The organism is Ruegeria sp. AL11 (assembly GCF_056540865.1).
Genome location: NZ_JBQFXO010000003.1, coordinates 23,870 through 42,528, shown reverse-complemented (window position 1 = coordinate 42,528; position 18,659 = coordinate 23,870). Strand labels below are relative to the sequence as shown.

The 18,659-nt window shown below is 57.7% G+C and carries 18 protein-coding genes and 1 tRNA gene; 14 read left to right on the top strand and 5 right to left on the bottom strand.

The window, feature by feature from the left end; genetic code table 11:
* Window positions 1-7: 7 nt before the first annotated feature.
* The 14 genes from pyrH (at window position 8) to ACR0IP_RS05835 (ending at window position 14,202) form a co-directional block, all read left to right on the top strand.
* Complete coding sequence (gene pyrH / locus ACR0IP_RS05900; protein ID WP_170469717.1) at window positions 8-751, top strand: UMP kinase; 744 nt, start codon at window positions 8-10, stop codon at window positions 749-751.
* A gap of 50 nt (window positions 752-801) precedes the next feature.
* Window positions 802-2,028, top strand: coding sequence for an aminotransferase class V-fold PLP-dependent enzyme (locus tag ACR0IP_RS05895; protein ID WP_480524376.1), 1,227 nt, complete (start codon window positions 802-804; stop codon window positions 2,026-2,028).
* Between the two features lie 48 nt (window positions 2,029-2,076).
* Window positions 2,077-3,501 (top strand): cryptochrome/photolyase family protein, encoded by a 1,425-nt coding sequence (locus tag ACR0IP_RS05890; RefSeq protein WP_480524374.1) that lies wholly within the window; start codon window positions 2,077-2,079, stop codon window positions 3,499-3,501.
* 69 nt (window positions 3,502-3,570) lie between these two features.
* Window positions 3,571-4,779, top strand: coding sequence for a class I SAM-dependent methyltransferase (locus ACR0IP_RS05885; protein WP_480524372.1), 1,209 nt, complete (start codon window positions 3,571-3,573; stop codon window positions 4,777-4,779).
* 16 nt (window positions 4,780-4,795) lie between these two features.
* Window positions 4,796-5,236, top strand: coding sequence for a TrgA family protein (locus ACR0IP_RS05880; RefSeq protein WP_170469704.1), 441 nt, complete (start codon window positions 4,796-4,798; stop codon window positions 5,234-5,236).
* A 31-nt stretch (window positions 5,237-5,267) separates the two neighbouring features.
* Entirely contained in the window at window positions 5,268-6,383 is a 1,116-nt protein-coding gene (locus ACR0IP_RS05875; protein WP_480524370.1) for an NUDIX domain-containing protein, read from the top strand.
* A 68-nt stretch (window positions 6,384-6,451) separates the two neighbouring features.
* Window positions 6,452-7,486 (top strand): cysteine synthase A, encoded by a 1,035-nt coding sequence (locus ACR0IP_RS05870; protein ID WP_170677785.1) that lies wholly within the window; start codon window positions 6,452-6,454, stop codon window positions 7,484-7,486.
* The gene (locus ACR0IP_RS05865; RefSeq protein WP_480524368.1) at window positions 7,486-9,900 is read left to right on the top strand and encodes a DUF3772 domain-containing protein; all 2,415 of its coding nucleotides are present in this window, start codon (window positions 7,486-7,488) and stop codon (window positions 9,898-9,900) included. Before ACR0IP_RS05870 ends, ACR0IP_RS05865 begins: the two co-directional genes overlap by 1 nt.
* Before the next feature lie 108 nt (window positions 9,901-10,008).
* A tRNA-Ser gene (locus ACR0IP_RS05860) sits at window positions 10,009-10,098 on the top strand.
* Window positions 10,099-10,235: 137 nt separating this feature from the next.
* Window positions 10,236-10,826 carry a YrbL family protein gene (locus tag ACR0IP_RS05855; protein ID WP_170551174.1) on the top strand — a complete coding sequence of 197 codons (591 nt, stop codon included), beginning with the start codon at window positions 10,236-10,238 and terminating at the stop codon, window positions 10,824-10,826.
* Window positions 10,827-10,928: 102 nt separating this feature from the next.
* Window positions 10,929-11,792 carry an urea carboxylase-associated family protein gene (locus ACR0IP_RS05850; protein ID WP_480524366.1) on the top strand — a complete coding sequence of 288 codons (864 nt, stop codon included), beginning with the start codon at window positions 10,929-10,931 and terminating at the stop codon, window positions 11,790-11,792.
* A 21-nt stretch (window positions 11,793-11,813) separates the two neighbouring features.
* Window positions 11,814-12,653: a glycosyltransferase family 25 protein gene (locus tag ACR0IP_RS05845; RefSeq protein ID WP_480524364.1), complete on the top strand. Its 840-nt coding sequence runs from the start codon at window positions 11,814-11,816 to the stop codon at window positions 12,651-12,653.
* A gap of 125 nt (window positions 12,654-12,778) precedes the next feature.
* A complete protein-coding gene (locus ACR0IP_RS05840; protein WP_170376778.1) occupies window positions 12,779-13,147 on the top strand; it encodes a group I truncated hemoglobin in 369 nt (122 codons plus the stop codon).
* Entirely contained in the window at window positions 13,144-14,202 is a 1,059-nt protein-coding gene (locus tag ACR0IP_RS05835; RefSeq protein ID WP_170376780.1) for an adenylate/guanylate cyclase domain-containing protein, read from the top strand. The genes ACR0IP_RS05840 and ACR0IP_RS05835 overlap by 4 nt, the downstream gene beginning before the upstream one ends.
* A gap of 3 nt (window positions 14,203-14,205) precedes the next feature.
* Here ACR0IP_RS05835 and ACR0IP_RS05830 read toward each other — a convergent pair whose 3' ends face one another.
* The 5 genes from ACR0IP_RS05830 to ACR0IP_RS05810 all read right to left on the bottom strand — a co-directional run bounded on the left by ACR0IP_RS05830 (window position 14,206) and on the right by ACR0IP_RS05810 (window position 18,622).
* Complete coding sequence (locus ACR0IP_RS05830; RefSeq protein WP_480524361.1) at window positions 14,206-14,823, bottom strand: TetR/AcrR family transcriptional regulator; 618 nt, start codon at window positions 14,821-14,823, stop codon at window positions 14,206-14,208.
* A gap of 111 nt (window positions 14,824-14,934) precedes the next feature.
* Entirely contained in the window at window positions 14,935-15,804 is an 870-nt protein-coding gene (gene ppk2 / locus ACR0IP_RS05825; RefSeq protein ID WP_170690078.1) for a polyphosphate kinase 2, read from the bottom strand.
* Window positions 15,805-15,853: 49 nt separating this feature from the next.
* A complete protein-coding gene (locus ACR0IP_RS05820) occupies window positions 15,854-16,807 on the bottom strand; it encodes an alpha/beta fold hydrolase (RefSeq protein WP_480524359.1) in 954 nt (317 codons plus the stop codon).
* Window positions 16,797-17,714: a homoserine O-acetyltransferase MetA gene (gene metA, locus ACR0IP_RS05815; RefSeq protein ID WP_170660328.1), complete on the bottom strand. Its 918-nt coding sequence runs from the start codon at window positions 17,712-17,714 to the stop codon at window positions 16,797-16,799. The genes ACR0IP_RS05820 and metA overlap by 11 nt, the downstream gene beginning before the upstream one ends.
* 35 nt (window positions 17,715-17,749) lie before the next feature.
* Window positions 17,750-18,622, bottom strand: coding sequence for an ATPase (locus ACR0IP_RS05810; protein WP_170660327.1), 873 nt, complete (start codon window positions 18,620-18,622; stop codon window positions 17,750-17,752).
* Window positions 18,623-18,659: the final 37 nt, after the last annotated feature.

The window sequence follows — 18,659 nt, the reverse complement described above, 5'->3', positions numbered from 1 at the left end:
GCGCAATATGAGCCTGACCTCGTCCCCCAACACCCAAAAACCCAAATACGATCGCGTGATGCTGAAGATTTCCGGCGAGGCGTTGATGGGTGATCAGGGATTCGGCCTGCACCCGCCTACCGTCCAGCGCATCGCGCAGGAGGTGAAATCGGTCCATGATCTGGGCGTCGAGATTTGCATGGTGATTGGGGGCGGCAATATCTTCCGCGGCCTCAGCGGCTCGGCCCAGGGGATGGAGCGGACCACGGCCGACTATATGGGGATGCTGGCGACCGTGATGAACGCGCTCGGGATGCAGTCGGCGCTGGAAGAGATCGGGGTATTTACCCGCGTGATCTCGGCCATCCGTATGGATGAGGTCTGCGAGCCGTATATCCGCCGCCGCGCCGTTCGCCACCTTGAAAAGAAACGGGTTTGTATCTTTGCCGCGGGTACGGGCAACCCGTATTTCACCACCGATACGGCCGCGACTCTGCGTGCGAATGAGATGGCCTGTCAGGCGATTTTCATGGGCAAAAACGGCGTGGACGGGGTGTATGACAAGGACCCGAAAGAACATGCCGATGCAAAGAGGTATGACACGGTGTCCTATGACGACGTACTGGCCAAACGGCTGCGGGTCATGGATGCTTCGGCCATTGCGCTGGCGCGTGACAACAACCTGCCGCTGATCGTGTTCGGTCTGGATGAGCCGGGTGGCTTCCGGGGCATTCTAGCCGGTGAGGGGACCTATACCAAGGTTGAAGGCTGAGGCGCGCTCTCAGCAATTCCCGTTCCCTCTACTCATCGAAAGGCTTGGCCATGACAGCGTTGGATATTGATTTCGTTCGGGCTCAGTTCCCGGCCTTTGCCGAACCCAGTCTTCAGGGGCAGGCCTTTTTCGAGAATGCAGGTGGCTCCTTCACCTGCCAGCAAGTGATCGACCGGCTGACGCGGTTCTACACTCAACGCAAAGTTCAGCCTTACGCGCCCTATGAGGCCAGCCGCCTCGCGGGTGCCGAGATGGACGAAGCCCGCGCCCGGATGGCCGCGATTCTGGGGGTTGAAACTGACGAACTGAGTTTTGGTCCCTCGACCACCCAGAACACCTATGTTCTTGCGCAGGCTTTCCGGCAATGGATGAGCCCCGGCGAAGCGATCATTGTCACCAATCAGGATCATGAGGCCAATTCCGGCCCTTGGAGACGCCTTGTCGAGGCCGGGATCGAAGTGCGCGAGTGGAAGATTGATCCCGAAACGGGATCTCTGAACCCGCAGGATCTGGAAAACCTACTGGATGAAAAAGTTCGGCTGGTCTGCTTCCCGCATTGCTCGAACGTGGTGGGTGAGATCAACCCGGTGACCGAGATCACCGCCATTGCCCACGCGGCGGGTGCGTTCGTGTGCGTCGATGGCGTGTCTTACGCGCCGCACGGTTTTCCGAATGTGGGTGATCTGGGGCCGGATATCTATCTGTTTTCGGCTTATAAAACCTACGGCCCACATCAGGGCTGCATGGTCATCCGGCGCGCTTTGGGTGAGTTGCTGCCCAATCAGGCGCATTATTTCAATGGCGATACTCTGTACAAACGGTTCACCCCGGCAGGGCCGGACCATGCGCAAATCGCTGCCAGCGCGGGGATGGCGGATTACATCTCGCTGCTGAGTACCCACCATGGCGGCCCAACTGATGGTGCCGCCGCGCAAGGCGCTTTCGCCCATGACCTGATGCGCAATCACGAGGTGGCGCTGCTGCAACCGGTGTTGGATGCCGTCAAAAACCGAAACACAGTACGACTGCTCGGCCCCTCTGAGGCAACGCGGCGCGCGCCCACCGTTGCCTTGGCTTTGGGGCGACCCGCCGTTGCCGTGGCGGCTGAGCTGGCAGAGCATGGCGTCATGGCCGGCGGCGGTGATTTCTATGCCGTGCGCGCCTTGCAGGCGATGGGGGTCGATCCGGATCAAGGCGTGCTGCGGGTTAGCTTTACGCACTACACGTCCCAACAGGAAATTGATCAGTTATTGAATGCACTTGACCGGGTTTTGTGATCCAGTTTTCGATATGCTCCGTAGTGGAAAGAAAACGGCGGGGCGAATATGGAAGACGGGCAACCTCCGATCATTTTGTGGTTCAGACGTGACCTTCGGCTAAGCGATCATCCGGCGCTTGCTACTGCGGCTGCGACAGGTCGCCCTGTGGTGCCGGTATTCCTGTGCGATGATCTGGTGCAAACCCTTGGCGCGGCCCCGAAATGGCGGCTTGGGCTGGGGCTTGAGGTCTTTGGACGCTCGCTGGACGCCATAGGCAGCTGTCTGATCCTGCGACAGGGCGATGCGTTGGCACAGTTGCAGCGGCTGATAGCGGAAACCGGCGCGACGGACGTGTATTGGTCGCGCGCTTACGATCCGGCCTCGATTGCGCGGGACACAAAGGTCAAATCGGCGCTGAAAGAGCAGGGGATCGAGGCCAAATCCTTTGCCGGTCATCTTCTGTTCGAACCCTGGACGGTTGCAACCAAAGCCGGTCAACCGTTTCGCGTATTCACCCCGATGTGGCGCGCAGTGCAGGGGCGTGAGGTCCCTCCGCCCGAGGCCGCGCCGACCCGGCTAATCGCCCCCGCGTACTGGCCCGCCTCGGACGATCTGGCGACCTGGCACCTTGGCGCAGCGATGAACCGAGGGGCGAAGATCGTCAAACCCTATGTGCAACCGGGCGAACAAGCGGCGCTTGATCATCTGGAGGGGTTCCTGAACCGGATCGCGAATTACGGCGCCGACCGTGACAGGCTGGATCTTGATGGGACTTCGAACCTGTCCGAATACCTCTCATTGGGTGAGATCGGCCCGCGTACCGCTTGGCATCGCGTGCAACGCGCGGCTTTCGAAGGGACCCAAGGCACTGGTTCATTTCTGCGACAGCTTGTCTGGCGCGAGTTCGCCTATCATCTGATGTACCACACGCCTCAGCTGGTGTCGGGCAACTGGAAGCCAGAATGGGACGCTTTTCCATGGAACGAGGCCCGAGATGCGCCCGAGGTGAAGGCTTGGCTGCAAGCCAGAACCGGCATTCCGGTTGTGGATGCGGGTCTGCGGCAGATGTATGTGACCGGGCGGATGCACAACCGTGCCCGGATGATCGTGGCAAGTTACCTGACCAAGCATCTGATGACCCATTGGAAAATCGGGATGGAGTGGTTCGAGGATTGCCTGATCGACTGGGACCCGGCTTGCAATGCGATGGGCTGGCAATGGGTCGCGGGGTCCGGACCGGATGCGTCTCCGTTCTTCCGCATTTTCAATCCCGTTACACAGCAGGAAAAGTTCGACCCCAAGGGTGCGTACCTAAAACAATGGATCGCCGAAGGCAGGCCAAACCCGTCCGAGACGGCCTTGTCCTACTTTGAAGCCACGCCCCGTTCCTGGGCTCTCGAACTCAAGGCAGATTACCCGCCACCGGTGGTCGATCTGCCAACAGGGCGCGCCCGCGCGCTGGCCGCGTATGAACGCCGAAAAAACCAGTAAGGAACTGAAAACTTGCCACAAACACAATTGCGTCCTAGCCTGCATCAACCACCGCAGAGGGGAGAGCGGATGATCTTGACAGCGACCGAAGGCCAAAAAGGTCTGCCCAGGTATTTCGCGCAGGTGTTCAAGATGCTGAGCAAAATGGAAGCTGGGCGCTTAGACATAACTTTGTCCGACGGCCGAACATTCCGTGTTGAGGGCGCAAAGCCGGGTCCGGTTGCCGAGGTCGAAATTCACGATCCCGACGTGTTTGCCCGCTTGATCCGGGAAGGTGAGCTTGGCTTTTCCGACGCTTATCTGGAAGGCCATTGGAGCACGCCGGATTTGCGCGCCTTCATGGATTTGGTCCATATGGGCAGTGAGACGGCCTACGATGGGTTCACCGGCAAGTTTCTCGTGCAGGCCTATGAGCGCCTGCGGTTTTGGCTGCATCGGAACAATCGTAGACAGGCCAAGAAGAACATCTCGTATCACTACGATCTGGGGAACGATTTTTATGCGCTCTGGCTTGACGATACGATGACTTATTCCAGCGCCATTTTCGAGACAGGGCAGGAAAGCCTCGAGAAGGCGCAGACCGCCAAATACGCCAGCATGGTTGATGAGATGGGCGTCAAACCCGGCGATCACGTACTTGAGATCGGCTGTGGCTGGGGCGGCTTCGCCGAATATGCCGCGAAAGAGCGGGGCCTGCGCGTAACGGGTCTGACCATCAGTCAAGAGCAGTTGAAGTTCGCGCAACAACGCATTGAGAAGGCAGGTATATCGGATCTTGTTGATTTGAAGCTTAAAGACTATCGCGACGAACAAGGGCAATACGACGGCATCGCCTCGATTGAGATGTTTGAAGCCGTGGGCCAGAAATACTGGCCGGTCTATTTTGATACCGTGCGGGACCGGTTGAAGCCCGGGGCGCAAGCCACGTTGCAGATCATCACCGTGGGCGATCATCGCTGGGACTACTACAAGAACGGCGTTGATTTCATTCAGAAATACATCTTTCCGGGGGGAATGCTGCCATCGCCTACGATCTTGCGACAGCAGATTGATCAGGCGGGGCTGGATGTCGTGCGTTCGAAGGAGTTCGGCAAGAGCTATGACCTGACCTTGCGGCGTTGGTTCGATACGTTCAACGACAAGTGGGATCAAATCTCGGAGATGGGATTTGATGAGCGTTTCCGCCGCATGTGGAATTATTATTTGACGGCCTGCGGCGCAGCCTTTGACACGGGCAATTGCGATGTGACACAGATCACCATAGCAAAGCCTAGTTAACGAACGGAATTCATACATGCCCACCGCCAGTCGCCTTGTCGCCGCCGCTTGTCTTGTGGTGTTGGCGTTCATCGTGTCCAGCATGGTTATCGCAAACGGAGAAGAGGGGAAGGACTACGGGTATTTTACCGTGGTCAATATCGCCTTGGGTTGGATTTGCGGTTGGAAAATCATGGGCAAGCGCGCTGGCCGGGGCTGGACGGCCGGAATCAACAACGGCCTGACCGGCGTGGCCTCACTGGTGTTTTGGGGCCTTTTCGTTCAGGGCACCTATGAAATGTTCCGACTGGCCATGCGCCACCGCTATGACGGCCCTTTCGAGGCGCTGATTGCCATCTTCAAGATCGGCGTCGAATTCGGTGAACAGTTGCTCGCGCCGGAAATCCTGATCACCTTGGGTGTTGGGGCCGTTGCCACCGGTTTGCTGACAGAAATAGCAAGCCGCCGCTGGCGCTGAATTTAAACACTTAACGAAAGTCTAGCCTCTCGTGTCCGATTTGTTCTTCTATGGAACCCTGCGGCATGTGCCGCTGTTGGAGGCCGTTCTGGGGCGCTCTTCTTCAGAGCTGTCGCTGACGCCTGCCACCTTGCTAGACCACATCGTTTCTGCGGTTCAGGGGCAGGACTTCCCAATGATTCAACCCTCAAGCGGTGAGCAGGCCTTGGGATTGTTCGTGCAAGGCCTCACGCAAGCGGATCTGGATCGACTGGCTTATTACGAGGGCGGGTTCGACTATGATCTGAGGCCTTTGACAGTGACGCTTGAAGATGAAACCCAAGCGCAGGCTCAGGTGATTTTTCCCGAACCTGCGGGCTGGATGCCGGATGGGCCGTGGTCTCTGGACGCGTGGGTTGAACGCCTCGGTGACGTCACCGCGCTCGCCGCCGAGGAGGAAATGAGCTATTTCGAGCGGGTTGCGCCTTCGGATATGGCGCGCAGCATGCCGGCGATTAAGACGCGGGCCTGGGCAAAACTCTTCGCACGGCGGCGGCGAACCGGGGATGCGCGCGATGTGTCCAAGGATGTGGTCGTGCATCGCCATCACCGCGCCCATGTCAACTACTTCGCGATGGAAGAGATTGACCTGCAACACCGTCAATACGATGGAACCATGGGGCCGACGCTGAACCGAAGCGCGCTGTTGCAAGGCAGCGCGGTAATCGTTCTCCCCTATGATCCTTTGCGAGATGCCGTGTTGCTTGTCGAGCAGTTCCGCGCCCCAGTCTATCTGATCGATGATCCCGAACCTTGGATGTGGGAGCCGGTTGCAGGCATGATCGACCCTGGCGAAACGCCAGAGCAGGCCGCAAATCGTGAAGGGATGGAGGAGGCTGGCATCGCTTTCGATGCTCTGCACAGCGCAGGCGGAGGTTATTCCTCCAGCGGGTCGTCGACCGAGTACGTCTATCTCTATGTCGGGCTTGGCGATTTGACAGATCCTGCAATAATCGCGGGGCTGGCCACCGAAGGTGAGGATATACGCTCTCGTGTTCTACCGTTTGAGACGTTTATCGCCATGGTGGATCGCGGTGAATTCAAAGACTTACCGCTGCTGACTCTGGCCCATTGGCTGGCGCGCCATAGGGACCGCCTGCGTGGTTGACTATCGCGCTTGTGGTTGGCGCACGGCGGCTGTAAATCTGCAGTGTTACGTAATGAAATGAGGGTGCCATGCGCATTGCACGAGATCTTGCCGACGCAGTCGGAAAAACGCCGCTGATCCGGTTGAAGCGCATCAGTGAAGAAACCGGGTGCGAGATCCTCGGCAAGGCTGAATTCATGAACCCCGGTCAGTCGGTCAAGGACCGCGCTGCGCTCTACATCATCCGCGACGCAGTTGCGCGGGGTGAGTTGAAGCCCGGTGGCACAATAGTGGAAGGCACCGCAGGCAATACAGGCATCGGGCTGGCTCTGGTCGGTGCATCGATGGGGTTCAAGACGGTGATCGTTATCCCGGAAACCCAGTCAGAAGAGAAGAAAGACATGCTGCGTCTTGCAGGCGCGCAATTGGTTCAGGTTCCGGCGGCACCGTATCGCAACCCCAACAACTTCGTTCACTACTCCCGCCGTCTGGCCGATGAACTGGCGCAAACTGAACCCAATGGCGCGATCTGGGCAAACCAGTTCGACAATGTTGCCAACCGTCAGGCCCATGTGGAAACCACCGGCCCCGAGATCTGGGAACAGACCGACGGCAAGGTCGATGGCTTTGTCTGCGCGGTCGGCTCTGGCGGAACGCTGGCGGGCGTGGCCGATGCGCTGCAGCCAAAAGGCGTGAAGATAGGCCTGGTCGACCCGATGGGCGCGGGGCTGTATTCCTATTACACAACTGGCGAAATCGCGATGGAGGGCGGCTCGATCGCTGAGGGTATCGGACAGGTGCGGATCACCAAGAACCTCGAAGGGTTCAAGCCGGACTACACCTATCAGGCGACCGACAACGAAGCCCTGCCGTACATCTTTGACCTGCTTCGTGAAGAAGGTCTGGTCATGGGTGGTTCGACCGCGATCAACATGGCTGGTGCGGTGCGTTTGGCCAAGGACCTTGGGCCGGGGCATACGATTGTGACCATCCTGTGTGACTATGGCACACGCTATCAGTCCAAACTGTTCAATCCCGAGTTCCTGCGCGAAAAAGAACTGCCGGTACCGGATTGGATGACAGACGCCCCGCGCAAGATACCGGGCGTATTCGAGGACGTCTGATGCTGCGACAGGTCCGCCTGTTTCTGACACTCGCTGCGCTGATCTTTGTCGGATTGGCGGGGGCGGCCTCGGCCCAGCTGACCGACCGGCAAAGCGAGTTCTACAAAGGCTGGCTTAGCACTGCGGACCGTGCCGAAAGCGTTGTTGAAGCCGACAGGGCGTCGGACGCCGCGATGGAGCAGTTGCGTACCGAGATCGACGGCTATCGCAATACGTTCAATACGGCCCGCAATGCCAATGCCGACCGCATCCAGACACTGGAAAGCCAAGTAAATGCGCTGGGTCCCAAGCCTGAGGAAGGGGTCACGGAGCCGGAGGATATCGCGCAACTTCGCGAGCATTTGGACGAACAGCTCAACGCCTTGCGGGTGCCGCGGATTATCTCCGAGGAAGCCTTTAGCCGCGCCAACGGTCTGATCAGCGAAATTGACCGTATTCTGCGAGAACGTCAGAGAAAGCAGTTTCTGGAACGTGGTCCATCGCCGCTGAACCTGTCGACATGGCCCGCCGCGTGGTCCGATATCCGCGAGGCTCTGTTCGGGCTGTTCAACGAGACGACGGCCAGTCTGACATCCGACGTAACTAAAGAACGCGTTCAGAATCAGGCTCCCGCGATACTGGCCTTGGTGGCACTAGCCGTCATCTTACTGGTTTACGGACGCCGTTGGTCTGAACGCGGAGGCGACTATCTGCGTCGTTTCGGTGGGCGCGGAACCGGCGCGTGGACCTTTGTGATTTCCCTTCTACGCATCATCCTTCCCTGGATTGGCGTGGTGGCTCTGACAGCTGCGATTGACCTGACCGGAGTACTTGGGCTGCGCGGTACGCTTTTGCTGCAGCAGGTGCCTTATTGGGCGGCAATCGTGCTTGTTTTCGACTGGGTCGGACGGCAGGTCTACCTGATGGCCGCGGCACAGAATTTCCGAAGATTCTCGGCGGGGCAGATCACCGAAATACGTATCTATGTCGATATTCTGGCAGTGATGCTGATCCTGCACGACATGGTTGGCCTGTTCGAGAGGATTGAGAACATAGCGGAGTCCACCCGCGCTGTTGTGATCTTTCCGGTCATTGTCGTCACCTCACTTCTTCTGCTGCGCATTCGTCAGATCAGACAATCAGATCCAGCGACCGAGGGCGGCGAGATCCCACGTGCCAGTGGATTTTCGCAGGTTGTCGAGGTTGTCCGGCGCATCGTGCTTTTGCTTGGTGTCAGCGCGCCTGTTCTGGCCTTGTTGGGCTACACCAACGCGGCCGAAGCGATTGTGTTTCCTGCAGTCAATACGCTCATCCTGATCGCCATTCTTGTGATCGTGCAGCGCTTTATCAGCTCGCTTTACGGCTGGTTTACGGGACAGGGGGACCATGCCCGCGATTCTCTGTTCGCGGTCCTGGTGGGTTTCTTCCTGGCCTTGGTTTCGATCCCTATTCTGGCCCTTTTCTGGGGCGCGCGCGAGGCGGATCTCAGCGAGATCTGGTCGCAGATCCTGCAAGGGTTCAGCTTGGGCGGGGTTACGATCTCTCCGTCCAATTTCCTGACTTTTGTTGCCGTGTTTGCCATCGGATATGGCCTGACACGACTGCTACAGGGAGGCTTGCGCAATTCGCTGCTGCCCAAGACAAGTATTGATCCAGGCGGGCAAAATGCGATCGTATCGGGCACTGGCTACGTCGGAATTTTCCTCGCTTCGCTGGTTGCAATCACGGTGGCTGGCTTTGATCTCTCATCGCTGGCGATTGTAGCCGGTGCACTGTCTGTTGGTATTGGTTTTGGTCTTCAGACCATCGTTTCGAACTTCGTTTCCGGGATCATCCTGCTGGTTGAGCGGCCGATCTCGAAAGGGGATTGGATCGATGTGAACGGGATGATGGGCTATGTCCGCGATATCTCGGTCCGGTCCACGCGGATTGAGACGTTTGACCGGACGGATGTCATTGTTCCGAACTCGGATCTGATCAGCGGCGTGGTCACCAACTATACGCGTGGCAACACGATTGGCCGGGTGATCGTGCCTGTGGGCGTGGCCTATGGGACCGACACGCGCAAGGTCGAGACCATTCTGGGCGAGATCGCGAATTCTCATCCTATGGTCTTGGCGAATCCAGCCCCCAGCGTGGTGTTTCAGGGGTTCGGCGCGGATTCGCTGGACTTTGAAATCCGCGGTATTCTGCGGGACGTGAATTGGGTTCTGTCGGTCAAATCCGACATGAACCACGAAATCAATCGCCGGTTCGTGGAAGAAGGGATCGAGATTCCATTCGCACAACGCGACGTTTGGCTTCGTAACCCCGAAGCCCTGCGCACTGAATCACAAGACCCAACCTCGCCAGCCCCGGAGCAACAAGCACCCAGCACCGAACCCGCAGCCATGACCGAGGGAGATCTGGACGGCGACGGAGGGGACGAAGTCTGACCATTGCTCGCGTAGGGAATGGTCTGCAAACTAATGTGCAAACGGGTGTGAATTCACGGAATTGGGGCCTTGCAAATCCTTTTGCATTGCGTCACATATCGCGCTCACGGAGAGGTGGCCGAGTGGTCGAAGGCGCACGCCTGGAAAGTGTGTAGGCGGGAAACCGTCTCCAGGGTTCGAATCCCTGTCTCTCCGCCACAATCCCCCTGATCAGTTTATGCCGCACCTAGATTTGAGCGTTCTGTGAGCCGATATATGGCTGCATTGTATCAGTTCCGTGACAGCCATATAGTGCCGGTCGACGCGAATTTTCTGCACAGGACAGACGGACGAACATGATTGACCTGACCGGGCGGGTGCCTCTGCGTACAAGCCAGAATTATGAGATTTTCCAGCATCCCGAAATGGATGGCGCCCTGTTGAAAGTCCGCGTGGATGAGCCGAAGCGAAACCACCTTATCCCGCGTTATGCGGAATGGCGTTATGGCAATTTGCGACAGTGGAACCGCGAAGCGAACGAATACCTTGCCGCGCTGCATCGCGGCTGCCCCGAGATTGAGCGTCTGGCGAAATTCATGGGCTATGCACCAACTTCGCGGGGGCCTGCAATCGTTGTGGAAAAGATGACCGGCCCGGATGGGGATCTCGCCCCGTCCCTGCATGCAGAGATGATGGCTGCGAATGGAGATCCCGATGTACTTCAGAAGCTGCGGGCCGACTTGCTGGAGTTGCTGGATGATCTGGAGCGCGGACGCATCATCGTCGGTGATATGGGGATCGGAAACATTGTGCGCGCGCAGGAGCGCGATGGCAAACTTGTCGTCATTGACGGGTTGGGCGAGAGGGTCCTGTTGCCTCTGACACTGTTCAGCGATTGGGCGTTTCGCAAATCCATGGCGCGGCGGCGTGCGCGCATGGCGGGCTAGTTACGGTAGAATGGACCGATTTGAGCATTGGCCGCTGTCCTGTATTTGCGTTATGTCTGGCGATGTTAGGTGCAAGACAGCCCAAATTGGCGGAGGTGCTAAGTGAAACTCTCAACCCCAAATTTCCCGGCCCCAACTGACGCCGAGGACCGCAAGGCCATCCGCCCTGTCATCTGCTATCCGCCTGAAACTCTGCCCAGCCCTGATCTAGATGGGCTGACCCGCTTGCGGGACACATCCGAGAAAACTGCCGAGGTCATCGCCGCACCGCGAGACGCTGCCTGTATCGACGTTCCAGCCGGTGCTTTTTTCCGTATCACATCCGTCGAAGGCGCGCAGGTTGGCGATCTGAACTTGTGGAACAAGCACGATCTAACGGAACGTTTCTACTCCGGTAAAACCCGCGCCCTGCACGGAACGCATCTTTCGACCGGAGACCGCATGTGGTCGAGTTTCCCAAATATGCGGCCAATGGCGACGATCACCGCCGATACGTTGGACTGGTACGGCTTTGACGCCTTTGGGGGCTCCGTTCATGACGTGATCGGCACCCGCTGCGACCCGTATACCGGGCGGTTGCTGTCCGGGGATGACTACCACTATTGCTGTCATTCGAACCTGACCCGGGCTTTGGCGCAGCATTGCGATCTGCCTCTGCACGAGGCGGAGGCCTATGTGCACGATGTTCTGAATGTCTTCATGTGCACCGGTTTCACGCGCGATACCGGCCAGTATTTTATGAAGGCCAGCCCGGTGCGTCCGGGTGATTACCTTGAATTCCACGCCGAGATCGACCTGATCGTCGGCCTCTCAGCCTGTCCGGGTGGGGACTGCTCCTCCGAGCATTCCTCGGACACCGCTGCATGCTATCCGTTGCTGATCGAGGTTTTTGATCCGGGTGAAGTCGCGCGGCAGTCGCATGTTCAGCCCAGTGTCTCGGCCTATGACCGGTCGCATGGCGCATAGAAGGCAGCGAAAGGAAAACGCGTGACGCAAGCGGACAAGCAGCTGGAGACAGCTGTATTCTACATAAACCTTGACCGGGTTCCCGAACGCCGCGCGTTTATGGAGGCGCAGTTCGCGAAGGCTGGCGTGACCGACCCGGTCCGTTTCAGCGCGGTTGATGCACGTCAGGCGGATGCTCTGGAGGGGAATGGGTATGTGCCGGGCGTTGGCTCTCGCTGGGGTTTGAAGCAAAGCGAGATCGCCTGTTTTGAAAGCCATCGCGCCGTCTGGCAGCAAGTGGTTGATCAAGACCTAAAGGCGGCTGCGATTTTCGAGGATGATGTCGAGATGTCATCCCGACTTGGGCAGGTGATCGACAGCCTTATCGAGAACGCGGACAGGTTCGATTTCGCAAAGATGGACTACTCGCCGCGCAGCCTGCGCTTTGGGGCCGAGACGGAGATAGGCGGCGCCACAGTTCGTCCTCTGCTGGAAATGGCCCCAAGTGCTGCCGCCTATATCTTATCGCAGGAGGGGTGTCGCAAACTGCTGGCCTGGTCTCAGCAGTACTCGGACCATCTCGATGATTTCGTATCGATCCCTCGGCCAGATTGGCGGATGTATCAGGTGTTCCCGGCTGTGGGTGTGCAGATGATCTGGTCGAAGCAGCAGCAAGATCTCGAACAGGTCAAGACGAGCGAGCGGGAAGGTGATCAATCCACCAATACCGGCTTGGACAAAGGCCCGTTCTGGTTCCGGGCTCGGCGCGAGCTATTCGCGGCAAAACGCAAGCTTGGTTGGCGCTTTGGAGGGCAAAAAAAATTGCTCGACCAGGGTGGGTTTGTTGGGTTCACTCCAACTGATACAGACCTTCGGGTCTGACGCCTGTTTCGAGCAACCTAGTGGCAAACCGAGGCTGAAGAACTCAAGTTTTCAAAAGCATTAACAAAAATACCAATTTGATATAAGGTTGTGGCGTTATTTCTAGTTATTGACTGGGTGTTGGGGTGTCACAAACGCTTTACGAGAAATACGGCGGCTTCAAAACCATCAGCCGTGTGGTGATGAGTTTTTACGAAATAGCGCTAGAGTCCGACGAAATCGGGCATTTCTTCGAAGATATCGACATGCCGCGCCTGATTGACCATCAGACCAAGTTCGTCTCTTCCCTGGTCGGTGGTCCTGCTGCGTTCAGCGACGATAGGATCGAGGCTGTGCATCGCCACCTTGGCATTTCTCATGACCATTTTGATGTCATGGCGGAGCTATTCGGCGAAGCGCTCGAGATGCATGGCATGTCCGAGCGCGATATCAAAACGGCCCTTGGCGCGATTGAAGGCAAACGCTCGATCATCGTCAGCCGTGACGCGGCATGAGCATCCTTGCCATCAATGAACAGCTCCTACGTGCCATCGGCGTTGGGGTTGCAGTTGTACGGGCCTCGGATCTGAAATTTGTCTTTCACAACAGTCCTTTCGCCGAATGGTTTGGCAAGCCCGAGAAAAAGCAATCTTTGTTGGATATCCTGCCGGATCTCGACATCAAAGAGCTGGAGGACGTCAAGCAATCCGGCCTCCGGTATTCGGTCGAGCTTCAGATCAAACCCAAGCGCCGGACGCTGATCTTTGCGGTCACTGTCTCACTGGCCAGTGGGTTGTCGGAACAGGTGTTGATCGTGGAATGCCAGAACATCACGCGCATTCGCGAGCTCGAGAGCATGATCGACAGCTACTCGACCATGGTCGAGCGTAATACGCGTGAACTAGAGCGCGAGAAGGAGCGGGTTGAACGTCTCTTGCTGAACGTGATGCCGCGCGCGGTGTATGAAGAGTTCAAGACCTTTGGCGTCGTGACCCCTCAGCTGTTCGATCAAGTCTCGGTGGTGATGTTGGATTTTGTCGGGTTCACGGATTTTGCCGCCAAAACCGATCCGACGGTCACGTTGAGCGAGTTGAATGATATCTTCACGGCCTTCGACCGGATTGTCGAGCAATACGGTTGCGAGCGGATCAAAACGATTGGGGACGCCTATCTGGCCGTCTCTGGCATGCCGGATGCGACGCCCGACCATGCCACGGCTGTCGCCCATTGCGCGGTGCGCTTCTTGCGGTATTTGGAACGTCGAAACGAAAGCCATCCGCATAAATGGAAGGCCCGGATCGGTCTAGGTATGGGGCCTGCTGTCGGGTCGGTCGTGGGCATTCAGAAATATGTCTATGACGTGTTTGGCCCAGCCGTGAACATCGCCGCGCGCCTGCAGGTCTTTGCAAACCCGATGAATATCGTCGCGCCAGAGGAGATGAAATACGCGTTGATCGACGAGTTTCAGGTCTCGGATCTGGGGCGGGTCGAGATCAAGGGGATGGGGGAGATGGATCTGATCAACGTCTCGTCAGGCCTCAGCGCCAATCAGGGAAGCCGATTGTTCTGAGGATCAGTCGTCCTGCGGCACCAGACCCAGCCCACGCAGGTAAATCCCAATCCCGCTTTCCAGAAGGTCCTCGGGCGAAAAGGGCGAGGTCGATCCGGTTGCGTTGCGCGCATAGAGTTCGACCACACCGTGACTCATCGCCCAGATATGGGCCGAGAACATGGACGCGGGAGGCCGCTTTTCCGGTGGGATATGTTGAGAGAGGTCCGCAGCTGCCTTCTCTAGAACCGTCTTCGCCTGGTTTGACGCCAAAGACAGTTCGGGCGTGCGGTTCGGGGAAATCCCACTTTCGAACATGGCGATGTAGTGGCCGGGATGCTTGCGGGCAAAGGCCAGATAGGCGCGCCCGGTGGCCTCAAACGCGGCCAGAGCGGATGGCTGGCCCTCGTCATAGGCATATTGCATCAGGTCGGCGAACATCTCGAACCCTTGCCGGGCGGCTTCGGCAATCAGGTCCTCACGCCCGTGATAGTGCCGGTAGACGGCAGCAGGAGTAACCCCTGCGGTCTTGGCGGCCTCGGACAGGGTGAAACCAGTGGGGCCTTTCTCTTCGATCAACGACAGCGCGGCCTCGATCAGGGCCTGCTTCAGGTTTCCATGGTGATACCCGCGCTTCGTCATTCCGGCCTCAGGTTATTGGTTTTTCACGTGTTCGGGTGCCAAGAGATAGTCCAATTTTAGCCCAGGGTCCAACGCCCAAGCGATCAATTATTGCCCAGTCCTTTTTTTACGTCAGGACTCCCAGACATCCGGCCCACCACAGATTTTCGGGTCATTCTCGCCGATGGCATTTTCATCCTTCTCATCATAATCCAAAGCCAGCAGCACCGTCCGGATCGCTGCGATGCGCGCGCGTTTCTTGTCGTCTGAACGCACGATCGTCCATGGGCAGTTTTCCGAATGTGATCGGGTCAGAGTTTCAGAGATCGACTGAGTATATTCATCCCATTTTTCCAAACCGGCGATATCAATCGGGCTGAGTTTCCACTGTTTGAGAGGGTCCGTTTCACGCGCCAGAAAGCGGTTCAGCTGTTCAGCCCGGCCGACGTTCAGCCAGAACTTGAACAGGCTGATCCCGTCGTTCACGAACCCGGTTTCGAGCGGCAAGACCTGACGGAAGAACCGTTCGCGCTCCTCCTGGTTACAGAACCCAAAGACGTTCTCCACGACACCTCGGTTGTACCAGCTGCGGTCGAAAAACACTATCTCACCGGCCGAGGGCAGGTGCTGGATATAGCGTTGGAAATACCATTGGCTGCGCTCGGAATCCGAGGGCTTACTGAGCGCGACATTTCGCGCCCCGCGTGGGTTCAGGTTCTCGCGGAACCGCTTGATGGTGCCGCCTTTTCCCGCCGCATCTCTGCCTTCAAAGATGATCGCTACGCGTTGGCCGGTTTCTTTGACCCAGGATTGCATTTTGACCAGTTCGATTTGCAGCGCCTCGATCTGCTGCTCGTAGTCTTTGGTCTTCATTTTTTCGGCGTAAGGATAGCTTGGATTCAGGATGTCGCCTTTGTTAGCCTTTTCGATCATTTTGCGCACGTCGCCGGGCGCTTTCTTGCGGTAATATTTCTCGATTGCGCCTTTTTCTGACCGGGCCATGAGCTACCTCGCGATAAAATCCATATCTTACTATGGATTAGGTGCTGGCCTAACGCAAACCTGCCCGTTGTGCGGCGCGGTCGATGGCGGCGGCGACTTCATCGGCTGCAACGACCTGGGGCATATGGCCGATGCCCGGCAGCTCGATCAGCTCTGCACCGGGGATTTGTTCGATCAAGCGGGTCGAGTGCCAATCCAGCTTAACCGTCGTGTCTGCGGTGCCGTGAATAATCTCGGTGGGCACAGAGATTTCACCGTATCGGGGCTGCAGGCGCTCAACCTCTTCCAACAGCCGGACCCGTTGTTTTGCGTTGGCATGCATCGAGGCGCGGCGCATCGTCAGGGCGGGGCCGAAATGCTCGGCATATCCTTCGGGTGCAGTTTGCGGGGCAAACACTTTGTCGAGGGCCGTTTCGACATAAGACTCAGGCACGTAGGAGGTGATCAGGGGCAGGGCAAGCGCGCTGCCTAGTTCAGTTGCCGCCAACCGGTTGAAATTGTCCAGCGGCGTCTCCCACGGGATGGCGGCCGGGGCGATCAGCACGAGGCCTGAGAGATTGCTGGGACGGGTGACCGCCCAGGCCAACGCTACCGATCCTCCGAGGCTTTGTCCGGCGACGATGGGTTTCTCAGCGCCAAGTTGGGCAGCGGCGCGTTGCAGGATATCCGCCTGCTCCTGGATGGTTTCGCCCTCGGGATTGAAACTGTCCGAATAGCCTAGGCCGGGGCGGTCAAACACGATCACGCGGTAGTTTTTGGCCAGAATAGGGGCCAAGGCGAAGGTCATGTCACGGGTATTGCCGCTGGAGCCATGAATCAAGACCACGTCAGGGCCATCCCCCATGACAACCGCGTGCACGGCAATTCCATCCACGTCGAGTATCTGGCCTTCGGGAGGAAACGCCTGCGCGGCGCGTGCCTCGTTCTGGGCGGCTCGCCACAAGGTAAACGCTGCAAAGCCGATCAGGCCCAGCGTCAGAAGTATCCAGAATTTAACGGCCAATTTCACTCATATCGAATGGTGTGGACTGATATATTTCATTGATCCAGTTACCATAGAGCAGATGCGCATGGCTGCGCCACCGGTTCTGCGGCGCCTGCGTCGGATCATCATCCGGATAGTAGTTCATCGGCACGTTGATCGGTGTGCCATTGGCGATGTCCCGATCATATTCCTGCTTCAACGTATCGCTGTCATATTCGAAATGGTTGAAGATATAGAGCGCACGATGCGCCGGGTCCTCGACAAGGCAAGGACCTGCTTCATCGCTGCCAAGCAACGTGACGAGACCGTTCGCGGCGTCGATCTCGGCCTGTTTCATCTCGGTCCAGCGGCTGACAGGAATAACGCAATCATCCGAGAATCCCCGCAAAAACGGAGAGGACGGGAGGAGGTTCCGATGCCGGAAACAGCCAAAGGCCTTGGCGTCCAGCATGTGTTTTTTCACGCCGTGGAAATGGTTGATCATCGCCATACCGCCCCAGCAGACCCCGAATGTGGAATGGACGTTGGTCTGGGTCCACTCAAATACCTCGCGGAGTTCTTCCCAATAGGTGACATCATCGAATTCCAGATGTTCGATCGGTGCACCGGTGATGATCAGGCCGTCGAACTTCTGGTCCTGCACGTCCTTGAACGGCTGATAGAACTCGGCCATGTGCGCAGCGGCGGTGTTCTTGGTCCGATGCTCGGTCATGCGGATCAGAGACAGGTCAATCTGCAGTGGAGTGGCCCCGATCAGACGCGCGAACTGGTTCTCGGTCTGGATCTTTTTGGGCATCAGATTTAGCAGCCCGATCCGCAGGGGGCGAATATCTTGCCGCATTGCCTGATCCGCGGCCATGACCATGACGCCTTCCTTAGTCAGGACGTCAAAGGCGGGCAGTTCGGATGGGATTTTAATCGGCATCGGGTCAGACTTTTGAGCAGGTTAGGAGGAGGTAGTTAGGCGCGATCGCGCCTGGTCTCAAGGGTGCGTTCGATCAACTCATCGAAATCAGCCGCATCGCGCACTTTTCCGATGTCTTCGGCCGCTATCGCAACGCCCCAGTTTCTCGCCATCGCCTCGTATCTAGGCTGACGATGGGCAAGCGCCTGAGCGTAGGTCCACCGGATGAACGCATCGGGGTCTACGTCACCCTCACCGCAGCCGTGTTGATCCAGATATTCGGTCCAGACTCGGGACAGGAATTCAGCCTGATAGGACATCGGCTTAGGGGCCTTGTCAAAGCGTCGGACCAGCTCGGCCGTGTGGTCGTCGTCACCTTTCAGCCAGATCATCAGCGCCTGTTTTGATAGCTCGGACATCAGTTGATCCGCTGGATCATCCGGGTCGACCCACTCACAAATCGATCCGCCCGTGTCGCAGATGAAATGCGGATAGCCATAGAGACGCTCTGCCCGGTCCACGAAATATTCGGTGTCCAGAAGGGCGTGAATTTCGGCCAGTCGGAATTGCTCCTGTCGGCGCCGGTATTCAGACATTTCCAACCCGCCAAGTGCCGGATTGCCGGGTTTGCCAAGATAGGATGCAACAGGGGTCAGGTTCTCGAATGAGATATTCGAGCCGATATATATCGAATCCGACAGCAGAAGATCCCTCAGAAACGGGACTTTCATCGCCTCAGCTTTGGCGTTATCGGCGATGTATTCGCCCATGTAGCGGGTGCCGATCCGGTAGTCGACCGAGTAGTGAAACCAGCCACCGCTGTCCCGCAGGATGTTGGATACATAGGTCTTGCCCAGCCCCGACATGCCGAAAAACAGCACCTTCTTGCGTGCAGCCCCACGCCAATCTCTTGCCGAGCTGTAGATCATCTTGCGCTGTCCCTTGTTTTTGCCTTTGCTAAATCGG

Bases quoted from the DNA above. Each gene is read 5' to 3' on its own strand.
- pyrH (WP_170469717.1), top strand. From the start codon at position 8: ATGAGCCTGACCTCGTCCCCCAACACCCAAAAACCCAAATACGATCGC.
- ACR0IP_RS05895 (WP_480524376.1), top strand. From the start codon at position 802: ATGACAGCGTTGGATATTGATTTCGTTCGGGCTCAGTTCCCGGCCTTT.
- ACR0IP_RS05890 (WP_480524374.1), top strand. From the start codon at position 2,077: ATGGAAGACGGGCAACCTCCGATCATTTTGTGGTTCAGACGTGACCTT.
- ACR0IP_RS05885 (WP_480524372.1), top strand. From the start codon at position 3,571: ATGATCTTGACAGCGACCGAAGGCCAAAAAGGTCTGCCCAGGTATTTC.
- ACR0IP_RS05880 (WP_170469704.1), top strand. From the start codon at position 4,796: ATGCCCACCGCCAGTCGCCTTGTCGCCGCCGCTTGTCTTGTGGTGTTG.
- ACR0IP_RS05870 (WP_170677785.1), top strand. From the start codon at position 6,452: ATGCGCATTGCACGAGATCTTGCCGACGCAGTCGGAAAAACGCCGCTG.
- ACR0IP_RS05865 (WP_480524368.1), top strand. From the start codon at position 7,486: ATGCTGCGACAGGTCCGCCTGTTTCTGACACTCGCTGCGCTGATCTTT.
- ACR0IP_RS05855 (WP_170551174.1), top strand. From the start codon at position 10,236: ATGATTGACCTGACCGGGCGGGTGCCTCTGCGTACAAGCCAGAATTAT.
- ACR0IP_RS05835 (WP_170376780.1), top strand. From the start codon at position 13,144: ATGAGCATCCTTGCCATCAATGAACAGCTCCTACGTGCCATCGGCGTT.
- ACR0IP_RS05830 (WP_480524361.1), bottom strand. From the start codon at position 14,823: ATGACGAAGCGCGGGTATCACCATGGAAACCTGAAGCAGGCCCTGATC.
- ppk2 (WP_170690078.1), bottom strand. From the start codon at position 15,804: ATGGCCCGGTCAGAAAAAGGCGCAATCGAGAAATATTACCGCAAGAAA.
- metA (WP_170660328.1), bottom strand. From the start codon at position 17,714: ATGCCGATTAAAATCCCATCCGAACTGCCCGCCTTTGACGTCCTGACT.
- ACR0IP_RS05810 (WP_170660327.1), bottom strand. From the start codon at position 18,622: ATGATCTACAGCTCGGCAAGAGATTGGCGTGGGGCTGCACGCAAGAAG.